This is a genomic window from Brucella sp. NBRC 12953 (assembly GCF_040369775.1).
GTDB classification, from domain to species: domain Bacteria; phylum Pseudomonadota; class Alphaproteobacteria; order Rhizobiales; family Rhizobiaceae; genus Brucella; species Brucella pseudogrignonensis.
In genome coordinates, this window is the sequence record NZ_BAABSV010000008.1 from 141,588 (window position 1) to 164,664 (window position 23,077).

The following is a 23,077-nucleotide window of genomic DNA, read 5'->3' on the forward strand; positions in this document are numbered from 1 at the left end:
AAACTCCCGGCTTGTCCGGGAGTTTTTTATTTCTCGGAATTATTGGATGCCTGTTGCAGTAACTGCTCGTAGGGCTGGTTCACTTCAACCATATCTGCCGCATTCACCAGTCTTATGTGATTGCTTAGCGCAGATGCCTTCAGTTCTGAATTGTCCCGGAGAGAGCGCTCGATAAACTTATCGATGATGTACCGAAGGCTGGTATCAACGTGATCGTAACCTGCCTCGTTGCGCATTCTGCTGAGCAAAAAATCATCGTCGGCATAAAGGCAGACGCATTCGGTTGAAGCGGTGTTCAATGTCGTCAGATATTCTGGACGCAAGGCTGATCCTTCGCAGATGAATTGTCGCCCATCATGGATGTGCCCCTCGATTTTCTCTCGAATGAGAGGCCATATGTTTTCATGATGCACCTTTAGAAACCAATGAATGGTTTCAGGTGAAAGGCTTGAATAAAACTCGGCGACGGCGGGGCGGACGGTAGGCCAGGGGCGCCCGGGGTGCCGGGCAAGACTATCCGTTGAAATCAGGCTCCACCCGAGGGCTTTTGTCAGTCGCGCGGCGAATGTGGATTTCCCGACATGCGAACTCCCGGCGATCAATATGCCAGACATTGCTCGCTCCATTGTGCCGACCTCCAGCCGTTATACCAAGGCGTGAAGATGCTGACGCATCACGCCTTGAAAAAGTTCAATCGCCACTCGGGCTTAACCAAAACTCCATGAGTCATACTCATGGAGTTTTGGTATTAGAGCATTTCGCATTTAGAGCGGTTCCAGTTAAGACCGAATCGTTGGAGCCGCTCTATCTGTTTTTTACGCATGTCGTTGCCCAAAATTGGTTTCCATTTTTGGGAAGCAAGCTGCAGAGCGCGATTATAGCGCCCTTTTGCGCAGAGAGGCAGGCAACAAAAAACCCCGCCGAAGCGAGGTTTTTCGTAAGTTCATCAATGTCAGTATTAGATACCGAGATTGCCGAAACGGTTCTTGAACTTCGTTACGCGACCGCCGCGATCGAGCAGGGTCTGCGAACCACCGGTCCAAGCTGGGTGCGTGGTAGGATCGATATCGAGGTTCATCGTATCGCCTTCCTTGCCCCAGGTCGAGCGGGTCATGTATTCAGTGCCATCGGTCATCACGACCTTGATGGTGTGGTAGTCGGGATGGATGCTGGCTTTCATCTTCTCAATCCTGAAAGTCTGGGGTGAAAATCCCAGTTTCTTGTTTAAAACTGCGGCACTTTCGCCCAATGGCAGATATGAAGACCCGTTACCGACGGCAACGGCTTCCAAAAGGGTTGGCGAGCCTATACATCAGGCGCACGCTAATAACAAGGGCGCAATCTCAAGAATGGCCAGCAGAGACAGTCAAATTCGCATGAATCCAGAATTGAATGCCCAAGAGGGGGCTGGGGAGGGTGCTAAGGAAGGGCGTAAGCGCCGTTCATTGAAGCCACTGAGGCGGATGCTTCCTTTCCTCTCGCGCTACAAGCCTCTGGTTATTGGAGCGCTGTTCTCGCTGGTTCTTGCTGCTGTGACGACTCTTGCTGTCCCGGTTGCCGTACGCCGTATGATCGATCATGGCTTCACCGGCGCCAATGCGGTCTTCGTCAATAACTATTTCGGTATGCTGGTGGCGCTGGCGCTGGTTCTGGCGCTCGCATCGGGCCTGCGCTATTTCTTCGTCATATCGCTGGGCGAGCGCGTGGTGGCAGATCTGCGCAATGCTGTCTTTTCCCATGTGACCAGCCTGTCGCCGGAATTCTTTGATCGGTCGCAGTCGGGCGAGATCGTCTCGCGTCTTTCGGTCGATACCACGCAGATCAAGTCGGTTGTAGGGGCTACGGCCTCTGTAGCGCTGCGCAATGTGATTCTGGGTATTGGCGCGCTCATCATGATGGTTGTCACCAGCCCCAAGCTTTCCGCACTTGTGATTGCGGCTATTCCGCTGATCGTGATTCCGTTGATCGCTTTTGGTCGTTCTGTGCGTCGTCGCTCACGCATGACGCAGGATATGCTGGCACATGCCAATGCCTATGCCAGTGAGCAGATCGGGGCGATGCGCACGCTGCAGGCCTTCACCAACGAAAATATGGTGGTGGGGCGTTTTGCCAATGCCGTCGAGAAGGCCTATCAGGCGGCACGTTCCTCCATCAAAGCACGCGCCATTCTGACAGGCTTTGCGATTTTCCTGATCTTCTCCAGCGTGGTTGCCGTGCTCTGGTTCGGCTCGCGTGATGTGCTTTCTGGCACAATGACGGCAGGAACGCTGGGCCAGTTCGTTCTTTATGCAGTCTTTGCAGCCAGCGCTTTTGGCGCGCTTTCTGAAGTGGGTGGTGAACTTGCGCAGGCCGCGGGTGCCACCGAACGGCTTGCAGAAATTCTCGATGAAAATCCTGGCATTTCCGCCCCGGTAAATCCCATTGTCTTGCCACAACCGCCGCGTGGCGAGATCAGCTTCGATCAGGTGCATTTCTCCTATCCAACGCGCCCGGACGCACCGTCGCTGAATGGTGTCAGCTTCACTGTAAAGCCCGGTGAGACGGTTGCGATTGTCGGCCCGTCCGGTGCCGGCAAAACCACGATTTTCTCGCTGGTGATGCGCTATTACGATCCGCAATCCGGTCGTGTGCTGATGGATGGTGTGGCCTTGCCTGAAGCCGACCCTGCCAAGGTGCGTGAACGCATTGCCGTAGTGCCGCAGGATGTTGCGATCTTTGCCACCAGCATTCGCGAGAACATCGGCTTCGGTAAACCCGGTGCAAGCGATGCTGAAATCGAGGCTGCAGCAAGGGCAGCACTCGCGCATGACTTCATTATGGCGCTGGACAAGGGCTATAACACCGAAGTCGGCGAACGCGGCGTTACGCTTTCAGGCGGTCAGCGCCAGCGCATTGCCATTGCGCGTGCGATCCTGCGTGCGGCACCCGTTCTGCTGCTGGATGAAGCCACCTCGGCGCTTGATGCAGAAAGTGAAATGCTGGTGCAAAAGGCGCTTGATAGCCTGATGGATAATCGCACAACGCTCGTTGTGGCGCATCGCTTGGCAACGGTTCTGAAAGCCGACCGCATTCTGGTTCTCGACAAGGGCCAGATTGTTGAAGAGGGTACGCATCAGACGCTGGTTGAGAAGGGCGGCATTTATGCCCGCCTCGCCAAGCTGCAATTTGAAGCGGGCGCAGGCGTTTTCGGTAAATAAAAATGGGGGCTCATGGGCCCCTTACAGCGGTTCCAGTTAAGAAAGAATCGTTGGAACCGCTGTAACTGCTTGTTTTTACGCATTATCTGACGCAAAACCGCTTCGCACTTTTGGCTCGGAAATGCTATAATTTTAGTTTATCTCTCTGTCAGCTTCAGCTCGATGCGGCGATTTCTTGCGCGGGCATCGGGTGCATCGGAACTATCGAGCGGCTGATACTCGCCAAAACCTGCTGCAACCAAACGGTTGGCTGGTACGCCATTGGCGATCAGATATTTGACCACTGCCGTTGCGCGTGCTGATGAAAGCTCCCAGTTGTCGCGGAAGCGACCCGTGCCTGCCAGCGGCACATTGTCGGTATGTCCATCTACCCGCAGAACCCAGTTGATGTCATCCGGAATTTCCTGATTGAGCGTGATGACCGCATCAGCGAGTTTCTTCATCTCTTCCTGACCGGCAGGATTGAGATCGGAAGAGCCCGTTGGGAAAAGAACTTCCGACTGGAACACGAAACGGTCGCCGACAATGCGGATATTTTCCTTGTCGGACAGGATCGCACGCAGGCGGCCAAAGAAGTCGGAACGGTAGCGGTTGAGTTCCTGCACCCGCTGTGCGAGCGCCACATTAAGACGACGACCGAGGTCAGCGATCTTGGCATTCGATTCGCGATCACGCGATTCGGAGGCATTGAGCGCATCTTCAAGAGCTGCAATCTGGCGGCGCAGCGCTGAAATCTGCTGGTTCAGCAATTCGACCTGCGAGAGCGCCTGCGCACTGACCTGCTTTTCGGCATCAAGGCTCTGGCTCAGTTCACCTGCGCGTTTTTCGGCGGCAGCACCCGCGCCGCTGCCTTCATTGAGAAGGGCTTGCAAGCGCGAGCGTTCGCTCTCCGCTCCTGACAACGAGGCTTGCAGATTGGCAATCGTGTCCTGCATGTCCTGCGAATTGCTTTTCTCAAGCGATAGAAGCTGTGTGAGTTCCTGTATCTGGCTGTTGAGACGTGCCAGAGCGCTGTCTTTGGTGTCGACATCGCGGCTCAGCAGAAACTGCCCCAGCACGAAGACTGTGAGCAGAAACATAATGGCGAGCAGCAGTGTCGTCAGTGCATCGACGAAGCCGGGCCAGTAATCGACATGACGCTGCGGGCGGCGGTTGCGGGCTAGAGCCATGGTGCTTACTCCGGCCGTGTGCGGTCGTTCGGACGTTCGCCAGAGGATTTTGCGCCAATCGCCTTGTTCAGACGGTCGAGCGTTTCGCGGATGGCTTTCTGCTCATCTGCCTGTTTCTCGACCCAGTCGCGCATCATCTGCTGTTCGCTGCGCATACTCTTAACCAGCCCCTGAATGCCTTCGGCGAGGTTGGCGAGAGCAGCTGATGTGCGCTGGCTCGATGCGTCACCGCCTTGCAGGTTTTGTACGCGCTCAGCGAGGTTGCGGACGCCATTGAGACTTTCGTCGGTGCTGAGATCGGAGCCGAGGTCTGTGACCGAGGAAAGCCAGTTTTCAAGCTCGGTATAGAAGCGGTTTTGCGCGCGGCCAGCCTGAAGATCGAGGAAGCCGAGAATCAGCGATCCCGAAAGACCAAACAGCGAGGAGGAGAAAGCCGTGCCCATGCCCGAAAGTGGTGCCTGAAGCCCTGCTTTGAGCGAATCGAGCACATCTGTTGTGCTGCCCGAGCTTGGATCGAGCGACTGGATGGTCTGTCCGATGGAGCCAACCGTTTCAAGCAAGCCCCAGAAGGTGCCAAGCAGGCCGAGAAAGACCAGAAGGCCGATGAGATAGCGCGAAATATCGCGGCTTTCATCAAGGCGCGTGGCAATCGAATCGAGTATGGATCGGGTCGATGTGGTTGTTAGTGCCATCGACTGTCTGCGACCGATCAAGGCTCGCATGGGTGCAAGGAGCACGGGCGGGCGGGTGGTGCCGTCGCGTTCGCCATCGCGGAACGAATTGACCCAGCGGATTTCCGGAAGCAGCCGCAGCACCTGCCCGAAGGCAAGCAGGATGCCGACGAGCAGCACGCCGAAGATCAGGCCGTTAAGACCCGGATTGGTGACGAAGAATGTATGGATCTGCCGCATCAGGACTGCCGCCAGAAATGCGACGATGATGAGAAAGATTACCATGGAGAGAATGACAATTCTCGGGCTGCTCAGGCGGTAAGGATCATAGTCCCGTGCATCGTCAAGGCGTTCCCGTGAAAGTCTCAAATCGCTCATGCGTCCTGCTCCATGGTCGGGTGTTCGGACAGAATCCTACTTCATTCGTTAGCGAAGCGGAATCACCTGAAACGAGAAAATTGCACAGCTTTATGAAGATTATTGCCTGAACTGCGACAGAGCATAAACTCGTAAATGAGCGGTATTATTTGTTCGCGCTGCCATATCCTATTTTAGGATCGGCTGATTTTATTGTTTATAATTGTTAATATGAATTATTTTAAATATTGTTATTTTTATATTTCAGAAATTTGATAATTTTAAATTGTAAATTCAACTTTATTTGAGGGGACTGCCATGCATTGGTGGAATATTCTTGGAAATATACTTGAGGCTGTAGGTAAATTTCTCGGTCAGTGGTAATCGCTTTATTGATACTAAAGCTTTAAATTAAATAGAGAAGGCCGGTCCATTACTGGATCGGCCTTCTCGTCGATTCTTCAAAAGTTGATCCAGATGCAAATAAAACCGGATCAACAGCGTTACGAAGCTTCTTAAATCGGCTTGTTGACCGTCTTGAGCAATGCCTTCTGAATGATTTCATTGCCAGCAACGATGGTCTTGGTGCCGAAAATGTCCTGGCCGCCCTTTTTGTCGGATACAAAGCCACCGGCTTCGCGGATCATCAACATGCCTGCGCCGAGATCCCAAGGGTGCATACCGTCTTCCCAGAAGCCGTCGAGACGACCAGCAGCAACATAAGCGAGATCGAGAGCAACCGCACCCATACGGCGAATGCCGGCGGTTTCACCCATGACGTTGCGCAGTTCAACGAGGTAATGGCCGTGGCCGGGGCGACCCAGATGCGGGATCCCGGTGCCGATAACGCAATCGACGAGTTTGTTACGGGCTGCAACGCGCAGACGGCGATCATTGAGGAATGCGCCACCGCCACGTTCAGCGGTATAAAGTTCGTCCATTGCCGGATTGTAGATAACGCCAGCAACGATCTGTCCCTGACGCTCAAGAGCGATGGAGACTGCAAAAACTGGAATACCATGGAGGAAGTTGGTGGTGCCATCCAGTGGATCGATCAGCCAGCGATGCTGTCCGTCCTTGGATTCAACCTCACCCGATTCTTCCATCAGGAAGCCAAAATCCGGGCGGGCGCGGCTCAGTTCGGTGTAGATGACTTTTTCCGCTTTGCGGTCGGCCTGGCTGACGTAATCGCCTGGACCTTTGAGAGAGACCTGAAGGTTCTGCACTTCGCCGAAATCGCGCGCAAGGCCACGTCCGGCCTTCATAGCGGCCTGAACCATTACATTGAGAAGGGCTGAACGCGCCATCTGATCATCCTTTTTAGAAGCGCATCCCGAAACCTGTGAGCCGGTTTTCGGAAAAGATGCGCGTTTATAAACCTGAGAGCGCCGATCTGATCGGATCAGATCGAATGGCACTCAAAACTGAGCAATCTGAGAAAGAACTGTCACGGTCTCATGGAGAGGCCGGACTGCGGCGCCAGACAAGCAGGCGCCGCTGAATTTTGGATAAGTAGATTATGCGCGGCTGATGTAGGTCAGTTCGCTGGTGTCAACGATCACGCGTTCGCCCGATTCAATGAATGGTGGAACGAGGATGCGGATGCCGTTTTCGAGGATCGCTGGCTTGTAGGAAGAAGCAGCCGTCTGGCCCTTGACGACCGGGTCAGCTTCAACGATTGCAAGCGTAACCTGCTCTGGAAGACGGATGCCGATTGGCTTTTCTTCGTAAAGTTCGACCGTGACCATCATGCCGTCCTGAAGGAAAGCTGCGCGGTCGCCAACGAAATCCTTGAGCAGTTCGAGCTGTTCGTAGGATTCTGTATCCATGAATACCAGAGCTTCACCCTGTTCATAGAGGAACGAGAAGTCCTTCTGCTCCAGACGAACGCGTTCAACGGTTTCTGCAGCGCGGAAACGTTCGTTGAGCTTGGTGCCGGTGATGAGGTTCTTCAGTTCGACCTGATTGTAGGCGCCGCCTTTACCTGGCTTGACCGCATTGGTCTTAACCGCAGCCCACAGACCGCCATCATGCTCGATGACATTGCCTGGGCGGATTTCGTTACCATTGATCTTCATGAGCTTAATCCGGGAATAAAAAGTGAAAACTGTTGCGGCCCGGCGCATCACGACAGAAAGGCAATCGCCCACGTTAAATTGGGGGATTGCGTCCATCTTTTAACTCGAACCACGATAATCGGGTTTCCAAGACCATAAAATCGCGCTTTGTGCAAGCCTGAGAGCTCATTCTCGGTATCATTGAATGCGAAATTTGGCGTGTAAGGCATCATCTCAGGCATAAATTTTTCTGTCTGAAGATGCGGAACATCGGAAACAGCTTTGCAGAGCCAGCTCAGCTTAATCGCAATTTCTTGTGGTCTGACACAAAAATCTGCCCTATGTCCGACTACAGCACAATTCCTCAAGCTTGAATTCGTTTAAGGTAGAATTATGCTGAACGTATAGAGTGTTAGAGCGATCTTTGTGCGCCGAAAAGGGCGCAGGACGCTCTAGGATTTTCTGTGTGAGACCTCTCATTCGAGTATGTTCACGACTTTATACCCGAGGCGCAATCTTATCGCTCCGTGTTTTCTTCCGGTTCGATAATGCTCAAGAATTTCTGGAGAGAGTTATGAAAACCGCAGCGAAGGCAATCCCCGGCATCCGTCAAAAGTTTTTCCACTCAGCCGCAGCAGGCCTGCTGCTCTCGACTATCGCAGCTGTTTGTGTTCCAACCATCGCTTCAGCCGCATCTCCAGCTGTTAATGCTCACCAGCATGATGCCGCCGCCGCCGCACCTGATGCGGGGGCAGTTCTGCAAGCAATCTACAAGGTAGATGGTAACGGCTCTGATTCCTACGATGTTGGAAAAGGAGTAACGGCGACCTATTGGCTGGGTCATCAGTTTGAGCTGGAAGGAAAGCAATATTTCACCGGCTTTGCATGGGAAACGCCCGTGCAAAAAGAGGGGGCTGAGGGCGGAGAGGCCGGCCCGGAGGCTCAGGTCAGTCTCTCGGAAGCAACCTTTGTGCTGGTGGATGGATCATGGACGCTTGCCCATGCTGCGCGTGATATCGGTTCGATGGGCTCTTACGAGAAACCCGACGAAGTCGATACGAACCGCAAGGTTGCAGAATATCGCACGCCGTCAGGGAAAATTGTGTTGGCCGTTCCTATTGCCGGTTTCGATAACGGTTCGTCCTACAATGGCTTTGACATATTCGCCTTCAACAAATCATGGACCCATGTCGGCTATCTGTTGGCGGGTGAAGATAATGGCGCTGCCTGCTCCGACGGCGAAGTGATGCCCTGTGTGTCGAGCCAGGGCGAGGTGGCTTTTGCTCCGGATGAAAAGTCGGATATGCCCAAGCTGGTGGTAAATTTTACGGGTACGACGATCTCTGCTCCGGGCGAGACGCGTGAGCTCGGCGCTGATGATGCGACGACCTATGTTTATGATGCGAGCAAAAAGGCTTACGAAACCCAGTAATACCAAGGCGGCTCAAGATACTAACGCATCACGCCTTGAAAAAAGTTCAATCGCCACTCGGGCTTAACCAAAACGCCATGAATCATACTCAAGGAGTTTTGGTATAAGGCACCAGCCAAAGCCGCAAATAAACAGCAGCACATTTAGAGCGCTGTGCGTCCAAGAAGGCGCACAAAGGCCGCTCTAACACTTTATGCTATAGGTGCGTGCTCTTGCATTAATAGGCTTTGATGAAGGCTATTATTATCGAACCCGCAGGTCGTTTGCTGTCTGGATTGCTTGTTTGAGCTGGTCGTCTGCAAGACCATCCATCATGTCATTCAAGTCCGGCGAGCGGAAACCGGCTCTCTGGGCAATGATGTACCAGGCCGCTGACTTAACAAGATCGCCATCCGTGCCAATGCCATCGCGATAAAGGCGGGCAAGCCATGCCTGCGCCATCACCATTCCGCGTTGCGCAGCAATCTGCATCCAGCCAAAGCCCTGCTCGTAATTGCGGTCGCCACCACGCCCTTCGATCAGCCAGCGGCCAAGATCGAATTGCGCTGTATCATAGCCTTTGCGCGCGGCGCGCAGCAGATATTCACGCGCTTTTGGTTCGTCGCGTGCAATCTTGTCGGTGCCGTTGGCGTAAATCTGGCTGATCGCATATTCGCCATCGGCAAGCTTGGCATCAGCCGCTTTTTCAAACCACGGGAATGCCTGATCAAGACCAGCTTTACCCGGTGTTTTCATGAGCAGCATTTGCCCATAATTGAACTGCGCCATGGCATTGCCGCCTTCGGCAGCCTTCTGCATCAGCTCTGTGGCCTTGGCTGTATTCTTCGCAATGTATTTGCCCTGAAGAAGCAAGGCCGCATAACGGAACTGCGCTTCATTAACGCCTTGCGCAGCTGCTTTCGCATACCATTCAGCGGCTTGCTTCTGATCGGCAGGTACACCGAGACCACGCGCATAGATCTCTGCGATCAGCGTTTGTGATGCCGGGTCGCCTTTTTCAGCCTGCGGTTTGGCGAGGTTGAATGCAGTCAGGTAAAGCCCACGCTGATACGCACCGAAAGCCTCATCCGCAGGCCTATCGCCAAACCGGCTTGGATCGATCGCCGGAAGCGTTCTGGTTGATGCCGGTTGCGGCAGCATTTTGGGCTTTTCCGCAGGCTTGTCGCCCTTGCTGTCATGGTTTGTTTGTGCGCCTGTCGGTTCACCCGCAGCCATTGCAGCGGGGGCAGATGCAACAAAGATCAAAGCCGTAGCGAGAAGAATTCTGCTCTTCATGGGGGCGTACAAAACCTTGGCGGATTTAATTTTCAAAGCGGGGTGCATTTTCATCGAGAAGCCTGTTGGCTTCAGCGACAGCCTTTGCAGGATCTTCGGCCTCGAAGACTGCGCGGCCGAGGGCCACAAAATCAGCGCCGGTTTGTGCTGCTTCAACGACACTTTCAATCGTATTGCCGGCCTGTGCAATACTTGGAATTTCGACCATTTCAGCCCACCATTCAGCCAGCGCAAGATTGCGAGGATGAGCATCGGGCTTATTGTCTGCGCCAATTTTGCCAAAGAAAACATAATCAGGCTGCAGTTCGCCGATCTCCATCGCGCCGTGACGATCACGAAGATTGCCCGTGCCAACGATAAATTTTGGCGTGTGCTTTTCGATGGCTTCAGCAAGTTCACTGGCTTTGCCTTCGATATGTATGCCGTCGGCACCGACGCGACCTGCAATGCGGGTATCATTGAGAATGATAGCCGCCGCACCATTTTCCTGAATGACGGAAACGGCTTTCTGGGCTGATGCCTGAAAAGCAGCTTCATCCAGATCGCCACCGTCGAGAATCACGCTTGCAACATCGCCACCTGAAAGCGCTGCAGACAAAAGCTTTGCCAGCGCATCACCATCGGCAAGCGGTGGTGCAACCAGCAACAGGCGGCAGCGTTCATTTTCCTGTGAAGTATTGGGCGTGTTCATAAACCAAACCTAGCGAAAGATGTTGATGGAATTCGGGCATAAAGTAAGAGGACTTCGTTGAACAGTCCTTTTGCATTAGCACGCCTTTGTTGAAGGGCCGGAAGGTCGTGTTCTGGCATTATGTTATCCACTGGAACGAAAGTTGATTGGAACCAACCGGGTTCCGCCCGAATTACCAGCTATATAGGCGGCAATGAGTGCTGCGCTATTGCAGACGGAAAAACAAACGGCAGGCAGGTGAAATGACGAGTGAAACGGCGAAAATAGTGCCAAAGGTTCGCGACACACGTATCGACGTGTTCCGCGCGCTGGCACTGCTTACGATTTTCATCAATCATGTACCCGGAACGATTTTCGAGCACTTCACGCACAAGAATCTCGGCTTCTCTGATTCCGCTGAAGCTTTTGTTCTGATTTCAGGCATGGCGGTGGCTTTGGCCTATGGCGGTAAGTTTGCGCCGGGTAATCGTCTCGTGCTGACCTTGAAAATGTGGCGTCGCGCCTGTGTACTTTATACTGCGCACATCATGACGACGCTTGCGACGATCGGTATTTTTGCCGCTGCCGCCATTTTCCTCAAGCATCGTGAGCTGCTCACGCAGATCAATATCGGCCCGCTGGTCAAGCAGCCGGTTGAGGCTCTGCTTGGTCTCGTCACGCTTGGACATCAGCTCGGCTACAACAATATTTTGTCGATGTATGCCGTCATGCTTCTGATGACGCCATTGCTGCTGCTGCTTGCACGCATCAGCCTTTCGCTGATGGTTGCTGTGTCGGGTACAGTCTGGCTTCTGTCGGGTCTTTATGGTGTTGCACCGATCAACTACCCGACTGGCGGCGTCTGGTTCCTGAACCCACTGTCCTGGCAGTTCCTGTTTGCGATCGGTATTGCCGGTGTCATGTATGTGCGTCGCGGTGATAAAATCCCGGCACATCCTGCGCTGATTGCAGCTGCTGTCGGTTATCTGGTTCTGTCGCTGGCATGGGTTCGTATTCCGCTCTGGGGCATTGATGCCTCGATGGGAATGCCTGCGGTCCTGACGGGCTTTGACAAGACCTTCCTTTCGGCTCCGCGTCTACTGCATGTGCTGGCGATGGCGTATCTGATCGCGGTTGTGCCGACGTTGAACAGTATTGCGCGCACGTCTTCTGATAATCCGCTTGCCATTCTGGGTAAGCATTCGCTCCCGGTCTTCATTGCGGGTACGTTGCTGGCAATGGTCGCGCAGGTGATGAAGCTCGTTAATCCGGGTGGTCTGCCATATGATACGCTGTTGATTGCAACGGGTGTGGTGATGCAATTCGCACTGGCTTATTATCTTGAGTGGCTGCCAACGATCGGTTGGGGCAAGAAGCCAGCGGCAAAGCCTGCAACGGCTGAAGGCACCAAGGTTCCGACCACTTCAAACCCGAAACCTGCTTTGCAACGGGTATGATCGAGTGATTTTTAAAAGCCGCCTTCGGGCGGCTTTTTTGGGGCTTGCTGACAGGGCGCGGAAACTTCCACAGCTTGAGCCCAAAATTAACGCTTCATTAATCTTAACGGCGTTAAATGGTTTACATCCAGTTCGGCTGGATTCTTACCGAGTGGTTTAGCCACTCTGTTTGACGCCTCCCTGTTAAACTCCTGAGAGCCGCCTTTGCGGCTCTTTTTTTATGCTCTTCTTGCGGGCAGAGTTTTCAGAGCGTCATGCGTTTGATTGCGCCCGCTGCACGCTTATCTCTTTGTTTTCGCGCATATCGTTATCGGAAAGCCAGCTCCGGTCTTTCCGCGACTGGCTTTAGTCGTTTACCATCATTGAAAATCCTCCCAAAAATATTAACTCTTCATTAAACATATTCTTGCGCGACAGTGCATGAAGGTGCAGTTTGTCGTGGACTCATTAAAAGCGGCTGTTCCGTCTTCGCTCTCCCCATGATCGAACAGCGGTTCAAGAAATTCATTCGCATGCATTTGAGGTATGCGAGCAACAAAATGGACGCTGATGCGTTCATGTAAGGTGGCAGAGCAGTGATTAGCGAACAGGGACAGATGCCGGGCAATATGATCAGCCTCGCTGAGCGCATGGTTTTCTCGGATTCCTTTAAGCCGATTTACAGTGAAGGCATGGATATGGTTGAGGAAGCGGCCAGCTACCTCGATGGTGAAGGCCGTGAAGAAGCGCGCACTCTCTCGCGAGTTGCCGCAACCCTTTATGCTGCCGAATCGATGCGCCTGACCACCCGCCTGATGCAGGTTGCTTCATGGCTTCTGCTGCAGCGCGCTGCCCGCAATGGCGAAATGTCCCGTCAGCAGGTTGAATCCGAAAAGGCCAAGGTTCGTCTTGATACGCCATCGGCAGGCGATGTAGCGGCAGGCTGGAATGAACTTCCTTTTGCCTTCGTTGAACTTATAGAGCGTTCGATCCGCCTTCAGGCCCGCGTGCGCCGCATGGATCGCAATGTCTATGGCGAAGTCGTTTCGCTGCAGACCACACCGCGCGGCAATCCGGTGTCGGATCAGATTGTGCTGCTCAAAACCGCTTTCGGCGCTTCCTGATATTTCTTTGATGTGCGCTTCCCGGCGCGCATGTTTCTCTTTTGTTCACATTTATGCTGTCAAGTGAACCTGTCTGAGGATAGGGTTCACTTATGAAAGAAACGATTCGCATCATTGGTATTGATCCGGGGCTCCGCCGTACCGGCTGGGGCATTGTCGAATCGCTTGGAAATTCCCTGCATTTTATCGGCTCCGGCACGGTGACGTCGAATGCCGAGATGGATCTCGCTTCACGGCTTTGCCAGCTGCATGAGGGGCTCGCAAAGGTCCTGCATGAATTCATGCCGCATGAAGCCGCCGTCGAACATACATTCGTCAACAAGGATGCAACTGCTACGCTCAAGCTCGGTCAGGCGCGCGGTATTGCACTTCTGGCGCCTGCTCAGGCCGGGCTTCCTGTTGCGGAATATGCGCCCAACGCCGTCAAGAAGGCGGTGATTGGCGTGGGCCATGGTGAAAAGCAGCAAATTCATATGATGGTGAAGGTTCTGATGCCGCGCGCAACGTTCGATACGAGCGATGCTGCCGACGCGCTCGCCATTGCCATCTGCCATGCACATCACCGTCAGAGCATTGTCAGCGCACGCAGATTGCAGGCGCTTCTAAGTTAACGCGTATCTTGTTCCGAAAACCGTTACACATTTTTCGGGATGCGCTTTTAGCAGGATAGGTATCAAATGATCGGCAAGCTCAAGGGCGTGATCGATGAAATCGCTGAGGATCATGCCGTCATCGACGTGCATGGCGTTGGCTATGTTGCTTTTTGTTCGGCACGTACGCTTGGTAATCTGGGCGGGGCAGGGGAAGCGGCTGTTCTGTTTATCGAGACCTATGTGCGCGAGGACATGATCCGCCTTTATGGTTTCGCATCGCAGCTTGAGCGCGAATGGTTCCGCCTGTTGCAGAATGTGCAGGGCGTTGGTGCCAAGGTCGCGCTTGCAGTTCTGGGTACATTGACGGTGCCGGAACTCGCCAATGCGATTGCTTTGCGCGATATCAATATGGTGTCGCGTGCGCCGGGCGTTGGCAAGAAGGTGGCCGAACGTATAGTTACCGAGTTGAAGAACAAGGCACCGGCCTTTGCGGGGGAAGCCAGCGGCACGATCGGGCTTAAGCAGGAAATCGGCGCGGGTGCGGCTTCTGCACCAGTGAGTGATGCGGTTTCAGCGCTATCCAATCTGGGCTATTCACGCGATCAGGCGGCCAATGCGGTGGCCGCAGCACTTAGAGAAGCCGGAGAAGATGCAGATTCGGCCAAGCTCATTCGCCTTGGTTTGAAGGAGCTGTCGCGGTGAGATACTTGTCTCAGGTTAATGTTCATGCGAGAGGACTGGCATGAGCGACCGCAACCCTCTTATTGATGCTGATATCAGCGCTGAAGATGCCGATAGCACCCTACGCCCGCAAACGCTTAATGATTTTGTGGGGCAGGCGGCTGCGCGCGCTAATCTAAAAGTCTTTATTGAAGCCGCCAAAGTGCGCGGCGAAGCACTGGACCATGTGCTGTTTGTCGGGCCTCCGGGACTGGGAAAAACCACGCTTGCGCAGATCATGGCCAAAGAGCTCGGCGTTAATTTCCGCTCGACCTCTGGTCCGGTGATTGCCAAGGCTGGTGATCTCGCAGCACTTCTGACCAATCTCGAAGATCGCGATGTTCTGTTCATCGATGAAATTCATCGCTTGAGCCCGGCCGTCGAAGAAATTCTCTATCCGGCGATGGAAGATTTTCAGCTCGATCTCATCATTGGTGAAGGTCCGGCGGCGCGTTCGGTGAAGATTGATCTTGCGAAATTTACGCTGGTTGCAGCGACCACCCGTCTTGGGCTGCTGACCACGCCCTTGCGGGATCGTTTCGGTATTCCGGTCAGGCTCAATTTCTATACGGTCGAAGAGCTTGAATATATCGTGCGCCGTGGTGCGCGCATCATGCAGATGGGCATTTCGCCAGATGGTGCGCTGGAAGTCGCACGTCGTTCTCGCGGCACACCACGTATTGCAGGCCGTTTGTTGCGCCGGGTGCGCGATTTCGCGCTGGTCGCAGGTGCCGATGTGATCGATCGCAAGATCGCCGATGAGGCGTTGTCGCGCCTCGAAGTCGATAATCGCGGGTTTGATCAGCTAGACCGGCGTTATCTCGATATGATCGCACGCAATTTTGGCGGTGGTCCGGTCGGTATCGAAACAATTGCAGCGGGATTGTCTGAACCGCGAGACGCAATCGAAGACATCATCGAACCCTATATGATCCAGCAAGGCTTTTTGCAGCGTACCCCACGAGGACGTGTTTTGACGGCACTTGCCTGGCAACATATGGGACTGGCCGCGCCTGCTGAGGTGACACAACAGTCGCAGTTCGGCCTTTTCATGGAAGACGAATAGTTATGGATCATGCACAGGTTGCGGGCGAACTGAAAGACGGGACCCATCATCTCTATGCCCGCATCTATTATGCCGATACGGATTTCTCGGGCTTCGTTTATCACGGTCGCTATCTCGAATTTTACGAGCGCGGCCGCACCGATTTCCTGCGTCTTCAGGATGTTCACCATATCGAGCTTGCTGAAGGTTCGCTTGGTGAGGAAATGGTCTGGGTCGTTCGCCGCATGGAGATCGACTATAAATCGCCTGCAAAGATGGACGACCTCATCCTGATCGAAACCCGTGTCAGCGAAATTCGCGGGGCACGGGTCATTATGGCGCAGAAGATCACCTGTGATGGACGATTGCTGTCAGAAGCCAAGGTCGAGGCGGTGATGATCACCAAGGAAGGTCATCCCCGCCGTATTCCCGATGAATGGCGTGAAGCTTTCACGAAAGCTGACTACAGCGTAACTCCTTAAACTTGGATCAGTTTAAGGTAAAATTATTCTGTAAAGATAGAGTGTTAAAGCGACCTTTGTGTGCCCAAGAGGATGCATGGCGCTCTAATAGTTTCAGAAACGCCCGCAATAATTAACGGGTACATGGCGCTTCTCTTTAAATGATAACGCATCCTTAACCATAATATTCCATTAATCATGCTGACGGAATCGGTTGAGAGGCTGGGTTGAAGTGCAGCGCCTTCCTTTCACCAAAATTAACCGTAACAAGCGCTGTGAGGATTTAAAGTTGAAATCCGATATGGCGGTTGTGGCGCAGAGCGTCAGCATATCCGTCAGGGTGTGCAAAAAGCTCGTTAGATAAAGCTGCGCAGGTTGGGGCGTTCGGAAACGGACGTTTCTAGAAGAATTTGCGATGCCGCCCGGTTATGACGCCGGGCGTTTGGATTCGAGGACGGTAGATCGATGGAAAATGTTGCGCTTGCGGCCCCTGCCGCCGATATTACCCTCTGGGGCCTGTTCATGCAGGCAGGCTGGGTCGTTAAGCTTGTTATGCTTGGTCTGATCGTTGCATCGGTTTGGACCTGGGCGATCATCGTAGACAAGATTGTCGCTTACGGTCGCGCACGCCGCGCAATTGATCGCTTCGAGCAGGCTTTCTGGTCCGGTCAATCGCTGGAAGAGCTCTACCGCAATCTCAATGATCGTCGCACAACGGGTATGGCCTCCATCTTCATGGCTGCCATGCGTGAGTGGAAAAAGTCATTTGAGAAGGGTGCGCGGTCTCCGATTGCACTTCAGATGCGTATCGACAAGGCGATGGATGTGGCACTCGCGCGTGAAAGCGAAAAGCTGGAATCGCGGCTCGGCTTCCTTGCAACGATTGGTTCAGCGGCACCCTTTATCGGTCTGTTCGGTACGGTTGTCGGTATTATGACCTCGTTCCAGGCAATTGCGGCATCCAAAAACACCAATCTCGCCGTCGTGGCGCCGGGTATCGCGGAAGCGCTGCTTGCAACTGCTATCGGTCTTCTGGCCGCTATCCCTGCAGTTATTGCCTACAACAAGCTGTCGAGTGACGCGGGTAAGGTCAATGGCAAGCTCGAAGGCTTTGCGGATGAGTTCTCTGCCATACTGTCGCGCCAAATTGATGAGAAGCTGACGCCGCGCAGCTAATGCATGTCGCGGAAAAGTGGGAACCGGTTTTCCGATAACGACAAGCGTGAAAACAAAATAGAGCGTTCCGGCATCAAAGCTAAATCGAGCCTTCGGGAATATTGAAATGGGCATGTCAGTTGGAAATCAGGGAATGCAATCGGGCGGACGCCGCAGGCGTGGCCGCAAGAAGGCATTGATGAGCGAAATCAACGTTACGCCATTCGTGGACGTGATGCTGGTGCTGCTTATCATCTTCATGGTCTCTGCTCCGCTTCTGACGGTTGGCGTGCCTATCGATCTGCCGGATACGCAGGCGAAAGCCATGAATGCCGACACGCAGCCGATCACTGTATCGGTCAGCAATGACGGCAAGATCTATCTGCAGGAAACTGAAATTCCGCTTGATGAAGTTGTTGCCAAACTTCAGGCGATTGCCAAGACCGGTTACGAAGAGCGCATTTTCGTGCGCGGTGACAAGGCTGCCGATTACGGCACCGTCATGAAGGTCATGGCTCGCATTTCCGCCGCCGGTTTCAAGAATATCGGCCTTGTGACACTCCAGGAGCAGGATAGCTGACGCCATCATGAAGGCTGGCCTGACATCTTCTGTAGCCCTCCATACCGTCGTTATCGCGTTGGGGCTTTTCTCCTTCTCCTCGCCGAAGGCTTTCGACGTGCAGGATTCGGAGTCGTTTCCGGTCGACATCGTGCCGATCGAATCGATCACCCAGATCCAGCAGGGCGATAAGACTGCGCCGATGAAGGAAAAGTCGGCACCTGTTCCGACGAAAAAGCCGAATGTCGTTCCCGATGCTCAAAACGTCGGCGACAACGACGTCGATCTTCAGACGCCTCCAAAGCCTGATAACAAGGCGAAGCCCATTGAAGCGGCTGAGGAACCAAAAGCACAGCCGGAGCCGGTGAAAAAGCCGGAACCGAAGCCAGATCCAAAACCTGAACCCAAGCCGCAGGAACAGCCGACACCGGTGCCTGCGACCGAAGTTCAGACCAAGCCTGAAGAAAAGCAGGAAGTGAAGCCGGACCCGGTTGCGGAAGCAATCGAGAAGCAGGCGGAAGCACCTGATCAGACGGCTCCCAAATTGCCGGATAATGTTCCGGCACCACAGGCAAAGCCTAAACCTCCGCAGGCGCAGACGGCAAAGACGCCTGATCGCAAGCCGACGGAAGAAAAGAAGCCTACGCAGTCCGCCTCGCAGACCTCGCAGTCGAAGAATGACGCCATTGCTGATGAAGTGGCAGCACTCCTCAACAAGCAGAAGGCATCGGGCGGCGGCGCAAAGCGTTCCACCGATCAGGCATCGTTGGGCGGCAAGAAGAATACAGGTGGCTCGAAGCTGAGCCAGAATGAAATGGATGCCCTTCGTGGTGCGATTTCCAAGTGCTGGAATGTGCCTGCCGGTGTGGCAGACGCTCCAGGTCTGGTCGTGACGGTGAAGATGCGTCTTAATCAGGACGGCTCTATCCAGGGTTCTCCTGAGGTAACATCTGGTGGCGGTGGTGACGGTGTGGGCCGTGCGGCAGCTGAAAGCGCCAAGCGCGCTGTGGCTCGTTGCGCACCATACAATCTGCCAGCAGACAAATATGATTCATGGTCGGAAGTGATCGTCAACTTCGACCCGAGCGAAATGTTCTGACCGGATTTCCGGTCGCAAACAAGTTGAATGCCAAGGACAAAAGAGGTCCCAGAAGATATGAAAATAGGCATCATGAAAACAAAGATCCGCGCAGCCTTGTCGGCTTTCGCCTGTGTGATCGCTGCAAGTCTTGTTTCCACCATGCCTGCTCGCGCGGTGGTGGAAATCAACATCAACAAGGGTGTGGTCGAGCCACTGCCAATTGCTATCACCGATTTCCTGTCGGCAGATCAGCTTGGACCGAACATCACTTCTGTCATTGCTGCGGATCTTGAGCGCTCTGGCCTTTTTGCGCCAATCAACAAAGGCGCGTTCATCGAAAAGATTTCCAATCCCGATGCATCGCCGCGTTTTGAAGACTGGAAAGTTATCAACGCGCAGGCACTGGTGACGGGCCGCATTACCAAGCAGCCAGATGGCCGTTTGAAGGCTGAGTTCCGCCTGTGGGATACGTTTGGCGGTCAGCAGATGATCGGCCAGCAGTTTTTCACCACGCCGGATAACTGGCGTCGTGTTGCGCACATCATCGCCGATGCGATTTATGAGCGCCTGACCGGTGAAAAGGGCTATTTCGATACACGTATCGTGTTTGTCGATGAATCCGGCCCGGCACAGAAGCGCGTCAAGCGCCTTGCGATCATGGATCAGGACGGCGCGAATGTGCGCTATCTTTCCGATGGCCGTGACATTGCTCTGACGCCACGCTTCTCGCCGAACCGCCAGGAAGTCACTTATATGTCGTTCGCTGGTGGTCAGCCGCGCGTTTATCTGCTGCAGCTTGAAACCGGTCAGCGCGAACTTGTCGGCAACTTCCCCGGCATGTCGATTGCGCCACGCTTCTCGCCAGATGGTCAGAAAGTTGTAATGAGCCTGCTGCAGGACGATGGCAGTGCGAACGTCTACACGATGGACCTGCGTAATCGCTCGACAACCCGTCTCACCAGCAGTCAGGCAATCGACACGAGTGCGTCTTATTCGCCTGATGGTTCGCAGATCGTCTTCTCGTCCGACCGTGGTGGCCGTCCGCAGCTTTATGTCATGGGCGCCGATGGCTCCAATCCACGCCGTATCTCGGCGGGTGATGGCAGCTACTCGACCCCTGTCTGGTCGCCACGCGGTGATCTGATCGCCTTCACCAAGCAGTCGCAGGGCCAGTTCTCGATCGGTGTCATGAAGACCGATGGTACAGGTGAACGTCTGCTGACTTCTGGCTTCCACAATGAAGGTCCGACCTGGGCTCCAAACGGTCGCGTCCTGATGTTCTTCCGTAAAGCTGCAGGCGCTGGTGGACCAAAGCTGTTCACGATTGATCTGACGGGTCGTAACGAGCGCCAGATCCAGACGCCGAACTTCGGTTCCGATCCGGCCTGGTCGCCACTGCTCGAATAGTGCGGTAAGCTGCATTGATATTTAACAAGGCGCGAAACTTCTGTTTCGCGCCTTTTATTTTGCACGACCAATACAGAGCTACAGGCGAATTAGGAGCGAACAGAGCTCTAGATTGGCTGATTATGCTCAAATTGCCACAATCTTAGCCTTTGGGCCGTGTTTCTGCCGCATTTAGCCATCAAGGGCTAGAAACAGAATTGCTGCCGGAAAAACCGGTTTGCATTTGGCCGAAAGAAATCGTTAACCATACTTCTTGAGCCTGCCTTAACCTAAATATGATTATTGGTTGGTTACGCAGGAACATCAAATCTTAAGGAGCTCCGGCCCATGCGCCGTTTCCAGTCGATTGCACGTAGCCCTATCGCTATTGCCCTTTTCATGACGCTCGCCGTTGCTGGTTGTGCGTCCAAGAAGAACCTTCCAAACAATGCCGGTGATCTTGGCCTTGCTGGTGGCGCTGCTACGCCCGGCTCGTCGCAGGATTTCACTGTGAATGTTGGCGACCGCATTCTGTTCGATCTCGATTCTTCGCTGATCCGTGCCGATGCACAGCAGACCTTGTCGAAGCAGGCTCAGTGGCTGCAGCGCTACCCACAGTACTCGATCACTGTTGAAGGCCATGCCGACGAACGCGGTACACGCGAATACAACCTGGCACTCGGCCAGCGTCGTGCAGCTGCAACCCGTGACTTCCTTGCAGCTCGTGGCGTTCCAACCAGCCGTATGCGTACCGTTTCCTACGGTAATGAACGTCCAATCGCTGTTTGCGATAGCGACTCGTGCTGGTCTCAGAACCGTCGTGCCGTTACCGTTCTTAACGGTGCTGGCAGCTAATAAACAGAATGAGGTGTCGAACACCTCATCTCGTTTGATTGCGTTCGCACCTTCACTGGATATGCGATATCGCAACACTCATACGGAAAAGGCGGCCTTTTGGCCGCTTTTTTCGTTTTGGCAGGCGCATATTAGCCGCTTCGACAAATTTTGGCCGAAGTCGCCTGTGTCATAGGGAAAGCATCTTTGCTTTTTATGGATTTTCTCTAAAAGCTGAGAAGAGCCGTGAGAAATCGGGTGTTCAGATAATATTCAGGCGCGATACCTGAACATCGGGAACATGACGATATTTATCGCGGCCATAATTTCAGGGCACCATCATTTTTCGGAAATGAGCGATAGGGGCAAAAGGGAATGAGGAAACCAATGAGGAAAGTGACACTGGCTTTTGCCATGTTGCCGCTTTTGGCAAGTGCTCCGGGTCTGGCGGCATCTGTTTCTTCGCAGCAGGGGCAAATCCAGCTGGCGCAGGCGGGTAATCCCGGCGGTGACCAGTTCGCGCAGCAGGTATGTAATCTTGCGCACCAGAATGCGCAGTCTTATGCACGCATTCTGCAGTTGCGCGACAAGATGCTTAAAATTCAGCGCGACAATGAAACCCGCTTTCAGGCACTCGAAAAGGGCCGAGGCGGCGCACAGAATCATGTGAGCATCGGCTCAACGGCTATTCTTGACGACGCGATGCGCGATAATGGTGCTGGCGGTCAGGGTGGCTATCAGCAAAGTCCCGGCTTGCAGCAGGAAGTGATCCGCAATCTCACCGGTAAGGTAGAGGATGTGGATGCTCAGATTTCGTTCACCAACGAACAGCTGCAGAAGACGCAGGACGACAACCAGTTCCGCTTTGAAGAGCTTGAAAAGAAAAAGGGCGGTTCGGCACCTGCACAGGCAAGCGCCGGTCAGGATGCTCCCGTTACGCCGCCGCCGGGCAGCGATCTTTGTGCACAGGGTATGCCAAATCCCACAGCTATTGCCGATACGCTTGGCGCTCGCGCTGAAGCCATGAACTTCCAGGTTCTCGAATTGCAGGACCAGATGCAGAAGATGCAGGAAGAAAATGAACGCCGTTTCCAGGCGCTGGAAAATGGTGGTCGTGCGGATGCCGTTGGTGCGCCGACAGATGGCAACAACGGTACATCGCTGGCTGATGCAGCTCCGGCTGGAAACCCCGATAACGGGGTTTCAGGCGGTGCTTCGCCAGATGGTAATTTTGGTTCTTCTTCTCAAACGGCGGCGAACAATCCATCGGGCGCCGATTCCACTGCTATTGGTTCTGGCGCAGCTCCTCAGGGCGGCCCGCAGCGTGGGGAGCCTCCACAGTCTCTCGGCTCCATTCGTTTCGATAACAATGGCAATGTAATCGGCGAAACGATCAATGCTCAGCCGCGCCCGATTGAACATGGCGCAGCACTTCCTGCAGGACAGGCTGTCGCTTCTCTGCCGACCGACGATAATCCGAACTCGCTCTATCAGGCTGCCTATCAGTATCTGATGTCGGGCGATTACAAGGCCGCCGAGACTGGTTTCCGTGAGCATATCAAACGCTACCCTGCGGACCCCACGACAGCTGAGGCGCGTTATTGGCTGGGTGAATCGCTTTACGGTCAATCACGTTTCCCGGAAGCTGCGACGGTATTCATCGATACGCAGCGCGATTATCCGGATTCAAAACGCGCGCCGGAGAATATGTTCAAGCTCGGCATGACGCTTGAGAAAATGGATAATCACGATGTTGCATGCGCGACGTTCAAGCAGATTCCGGACCGCTATCCGAATGCAGCGCCGGCAGTTTTGAAGCGGGTCACGGACGAGCGCACGCGCATTAAATGCTGAT

22 protein-coding genes are annotated in these 23,077 nt (G+C 54.0%); 14 read left to right on the forward strand and 8 right to left on the reverse strand.

What is annotated here, in order from left to right:
• Positions 1-26: 26 nt before the first annotated feature.
• Positions 27-614, reverse strand: a complete 588-nt coding sequence (locus ABWV94_RS18680) for a hypothetical protein (RefSeq protein ID WP_353414904.1) — start codon at positions 612-614, stop codon at positions 27-29.
• A 344-nt stretch (positions 615-958) separates the two neighbouring features.
• Positions 959-1,180, reverse strand: a complete 222-nt coding sequence (gene rpmE, locus ABWV94_RS18685) for a 50S ribosomal protein L31 (RefSeq protein ID WP_007876617.1) — start codon at positions 1,178-1,180, stop codon at positions 959-961.
• 196 nt (positions 1,181-1,376) lie between these two features.
• Here rpmE and ABWV94_RS18690 point away from each other — a divergent pair, with 196 nt between their 5' ends.
• Positions 1,377-3,197 (forward strand): ABC transporter transmembrane domain-containing protein, encoded by a 1,821-nt coding sequence (locus ABWV94_RS18690; RefSeq protein WP_353414906.1) that lies wholly within the window; start codon positions 1,377-1,379, stop codon positions 3,195-3,197.
• Between the two features lie 137 nt (positions 3,198-3,334).
• Here the strand turns inward: ABWV94_RS18690 and ABWV94_RS18695 are convergent, their stop codons facing one another.
• From ABWV94_RS18695 to efp, 4 genes are all read right to left on the reverse strand, one after another.
• Complete coding sequence (locus tag ABWV94_RS18695) at positions 3,335-4,366, reverse strand: peptidoglycan -binding protein (protein ID WP_007876613.1); 1,032 nt, start codon at positions 4,364-4,366, stop codon at positions 3,335-3,337.
• Positions 4,367-4,371: 5 nt separating this feature from the next.
• Positions 4,372-5,415, reverse strand: a complete 1,044-nt coding sequence (locus ABWV94_RS18700) for a MotA/TolQ/ExbB proton channel family protein (protein WP_064321050.1) — start codon at positions 5,413-5,415, stop codon at positions 4,372-4,374.
• Positions 5,416-5,909: 494 nt separating this feature from the next.
• Entirely contained in the window at positions 5,910-6,701 is a 792-nt protein-coding gene (locus ABWV94_RS18705) for an inositol monophosphatase family protein (RefSeq protein WP_079212611.1), read from the reverse strand.
• Between the two features lie 210 nt (positions 6,702-6,911).
• The gene (efp, locus tag ABWV94_RS18710; RefSeq protein ID WP_007876600.1) at positions 6,912-7,472 is read right to left on the reverse strand and encodes an elongation factor P; all 561 of its coding nucleotides are present in this window, start codon (positions 7,470-7,472) and stop codon (positions 6,912-6,914) included.
• Between the two features lie 553 nt (positions 7,473-8,025).
• Between efp and ABWV94_RS18715 the strand changes: the two genes are divergently transcribed.
• Positions 8,026-8,883: a hypothetical protein gene (locus ABWV94_RS18715; protein ID WP_353414909.1), complete on the forward strand. Its 858-nt coding sequence runs from the start codon at positions 8,026-8,028 to the stop codon at positions 8,881-8,883.
• A gap of 243 nt (positions 8,884-9,126) precedes the next feature.
• Here the strand turns inward: ABWV94_RS18715 and ABWV94_RS18720 are convergent, their stop codons facing one another.
• Together ABWV94_RS18720 and ABWV94_RS18725 are read right to left on the reverse strand one after the other, a co-directional pair.
• Positions 9,127-10,158 (reverse strand): tetratricopeptide repeat protein, encoded by a 1,032-nt coding sequence (locus ABWV94_RS18720; protein WP_113497776.1) that lies wholly within the window; start codon positions 10,156-10,158, stop codon positions 9,127-9,129.
• Between the two features lie 25 nt (positions 10,159-10,183).
• Positions 10,184-10,849: a thiamine phosphate synthase gene (locus ABWV94_RS18725; RefSeq protein WP_064321049.1), complete on the reverse strand. Its 666-nt coding sequence runs from the start codon at positions 10,847-10,849 to the stop codon at positions 10,184-10,186.
• 242 nt (positions 10,850-11,091) lie between these two features.
• On the opposite strand from ABWV94_RS18725, the gene ABWV94_RS18730 reads away from it, so the two are divergent.
• The 12 genes from ABWV94_RS18730 to ybgF all read left to right on the forward strand — a co-directional run bounded on the left by ABWV94_RS18730 (position 11,092) and on the right by ybgF (position 23,076).
• Positions 11,092-12,285 carry an OpgC family protein gene (locus tag ABWV94_RS18730; RefSeq protein WP_113497778.1) on the forward strand — a complete coding sequence of 398 codons (1,194 nt, stop codon included), beginning with the start codon at positions 11,092-11,094 and terminating at the stop codon, positions 12,283-12,285.
• A gap of 596 nt (positions 12,286-12,881) precedes the next feature.
• Entirely contained in the window at positions 12,882-13,388 is a 507-nt protein-coding gene (gene rcdA, locus ABWV94_RS18735) for a protease adaptor protein RcdA (protein WP_007876590.1), read from the forward strand.
• Between the two features lie 92 nt (positions 13,389-13,480).
• Positions 13,481-13,999, forward strand: a complete 519-nt coding sequence (gene ruvC / locus ABWV94_RS18740) for a crossover junction endodeoxyribonuclease RuvC (RefSeq protein WP_007876587.1) — start codon at positions 13,481-13,483, stop codon at positions 13,997-13,999.
• 66 nt (positions 14,000-14,065) lie between these two features.
• On the forward strand, positions 14,066-14,683 hold the full coding sequence (ruvA, locus tag ABWV94_RS18745; RefSeq protein WP_064321046.1) for a Holliday junction branch migration protein RuvA: 618 nt from the start codon (positions 14,066-14,068) through the stop codon (positions 14,681-14,683).
• 40 nt (positions 14,684-14,723) lie between these two features.
• Positions 14,724-15,767: a Holliday junction branch migration DNA helicase RuvB gene (gene ruvB / locus ABWV94_RS18750; RefSeq protein ID WP_007876583.1), complete on the forward strand. Its 1,044-nt coding sequence runs from the start codon at positions 14,724-14,726 to the stop codon at positions 15,765-15,767.
• A gap of 2 nt (positions 15,768-15,769) precedes the next feature.
• A complete protein-coding gene (locus ABWV94_RS18755; protein WP_007876581.1) occupies positions 15,770-16,228 on the forward strand; it encodes a YbgC/FadM family acyl-CoA thioesterase in 459 nt (152 codons plus the stop codon).
• 444 nt (positions 16,229-16,672) lie between these two features.
• Complete coding sequence (tolQ, locus tag ABWV94_RS18760) at positions 16,673-17,383, forward strand: protein TolQ (protein ID WP_064321044.1); 711 nt, start codon at positions 16,673-16,675, stop codon at positions 17,381-17,383.
• Between the two features lie 106 nt (positions 17,384-17,489).
• Positions 17,490-17,942 carry a protein TolR gene (gene tolR, locus ABWV94_RS18765; RefSeq protein WP_007876576.1) on the forward strand — a complete coding sequence of 151 codons (453 nt, stop codon included), beginning with the start codon at positions 17,490-17,492 and terminating at the stop codon, positions 17,940-17,942.
• 7 nt (positions 17,943-17,949) lie between these two features.
• Positions 17,950-19,020 (forward strand): cell envelope integrity protein TolA, encoded by a 1,071-nt coding sequence (gene tolA, locus ABWV94_RS18770; RefSeq protein ID WP_064321043.1) that lies wholly within the window; start codon positions 17,950-17,952, stop codon positions 19,018-19,020.
• A gap of 57 nt (positions 19,021-19,077) precedes the next feature.
• Entirely contained in the window at positions 19,078-20,409 is a 1,332-nt protein-coding gene (gene tolB, locus ABWV94_RS18775; RefSeq protein WP_007876573.1) for a Tol-Pal system beta propeller repeat protein TolB, read from the forward strand.
• Between the two features lie 327 nt (positions 20,410-20,736).
• Complete coding sequence (gene pal / locus ABWV94_RS18780) at positions 20,737-21,243, forward strand: peptidoglycan-associated lipoprotein Pal (protein WP_007876572.1); 507 nt, start codon at positions 20,737-20,739, stop codon at positions 21,241-21,243.
• 354 nt (positions 21,244-21,597) lie between these two features.
• Positions 21,598-23,076: a tol-pal system protein YbgF gene (gene ybgF / locus ABWV94_RS18785; protein WP_113497780.1), complete on the forward strand. Its 1,479-nt coding sequence runs from the start codon at positions 21,598-21,600 to the stop codon at positions 23,074-23,076.
• Position 23,077: the final 1 nt, after the last annotated feature.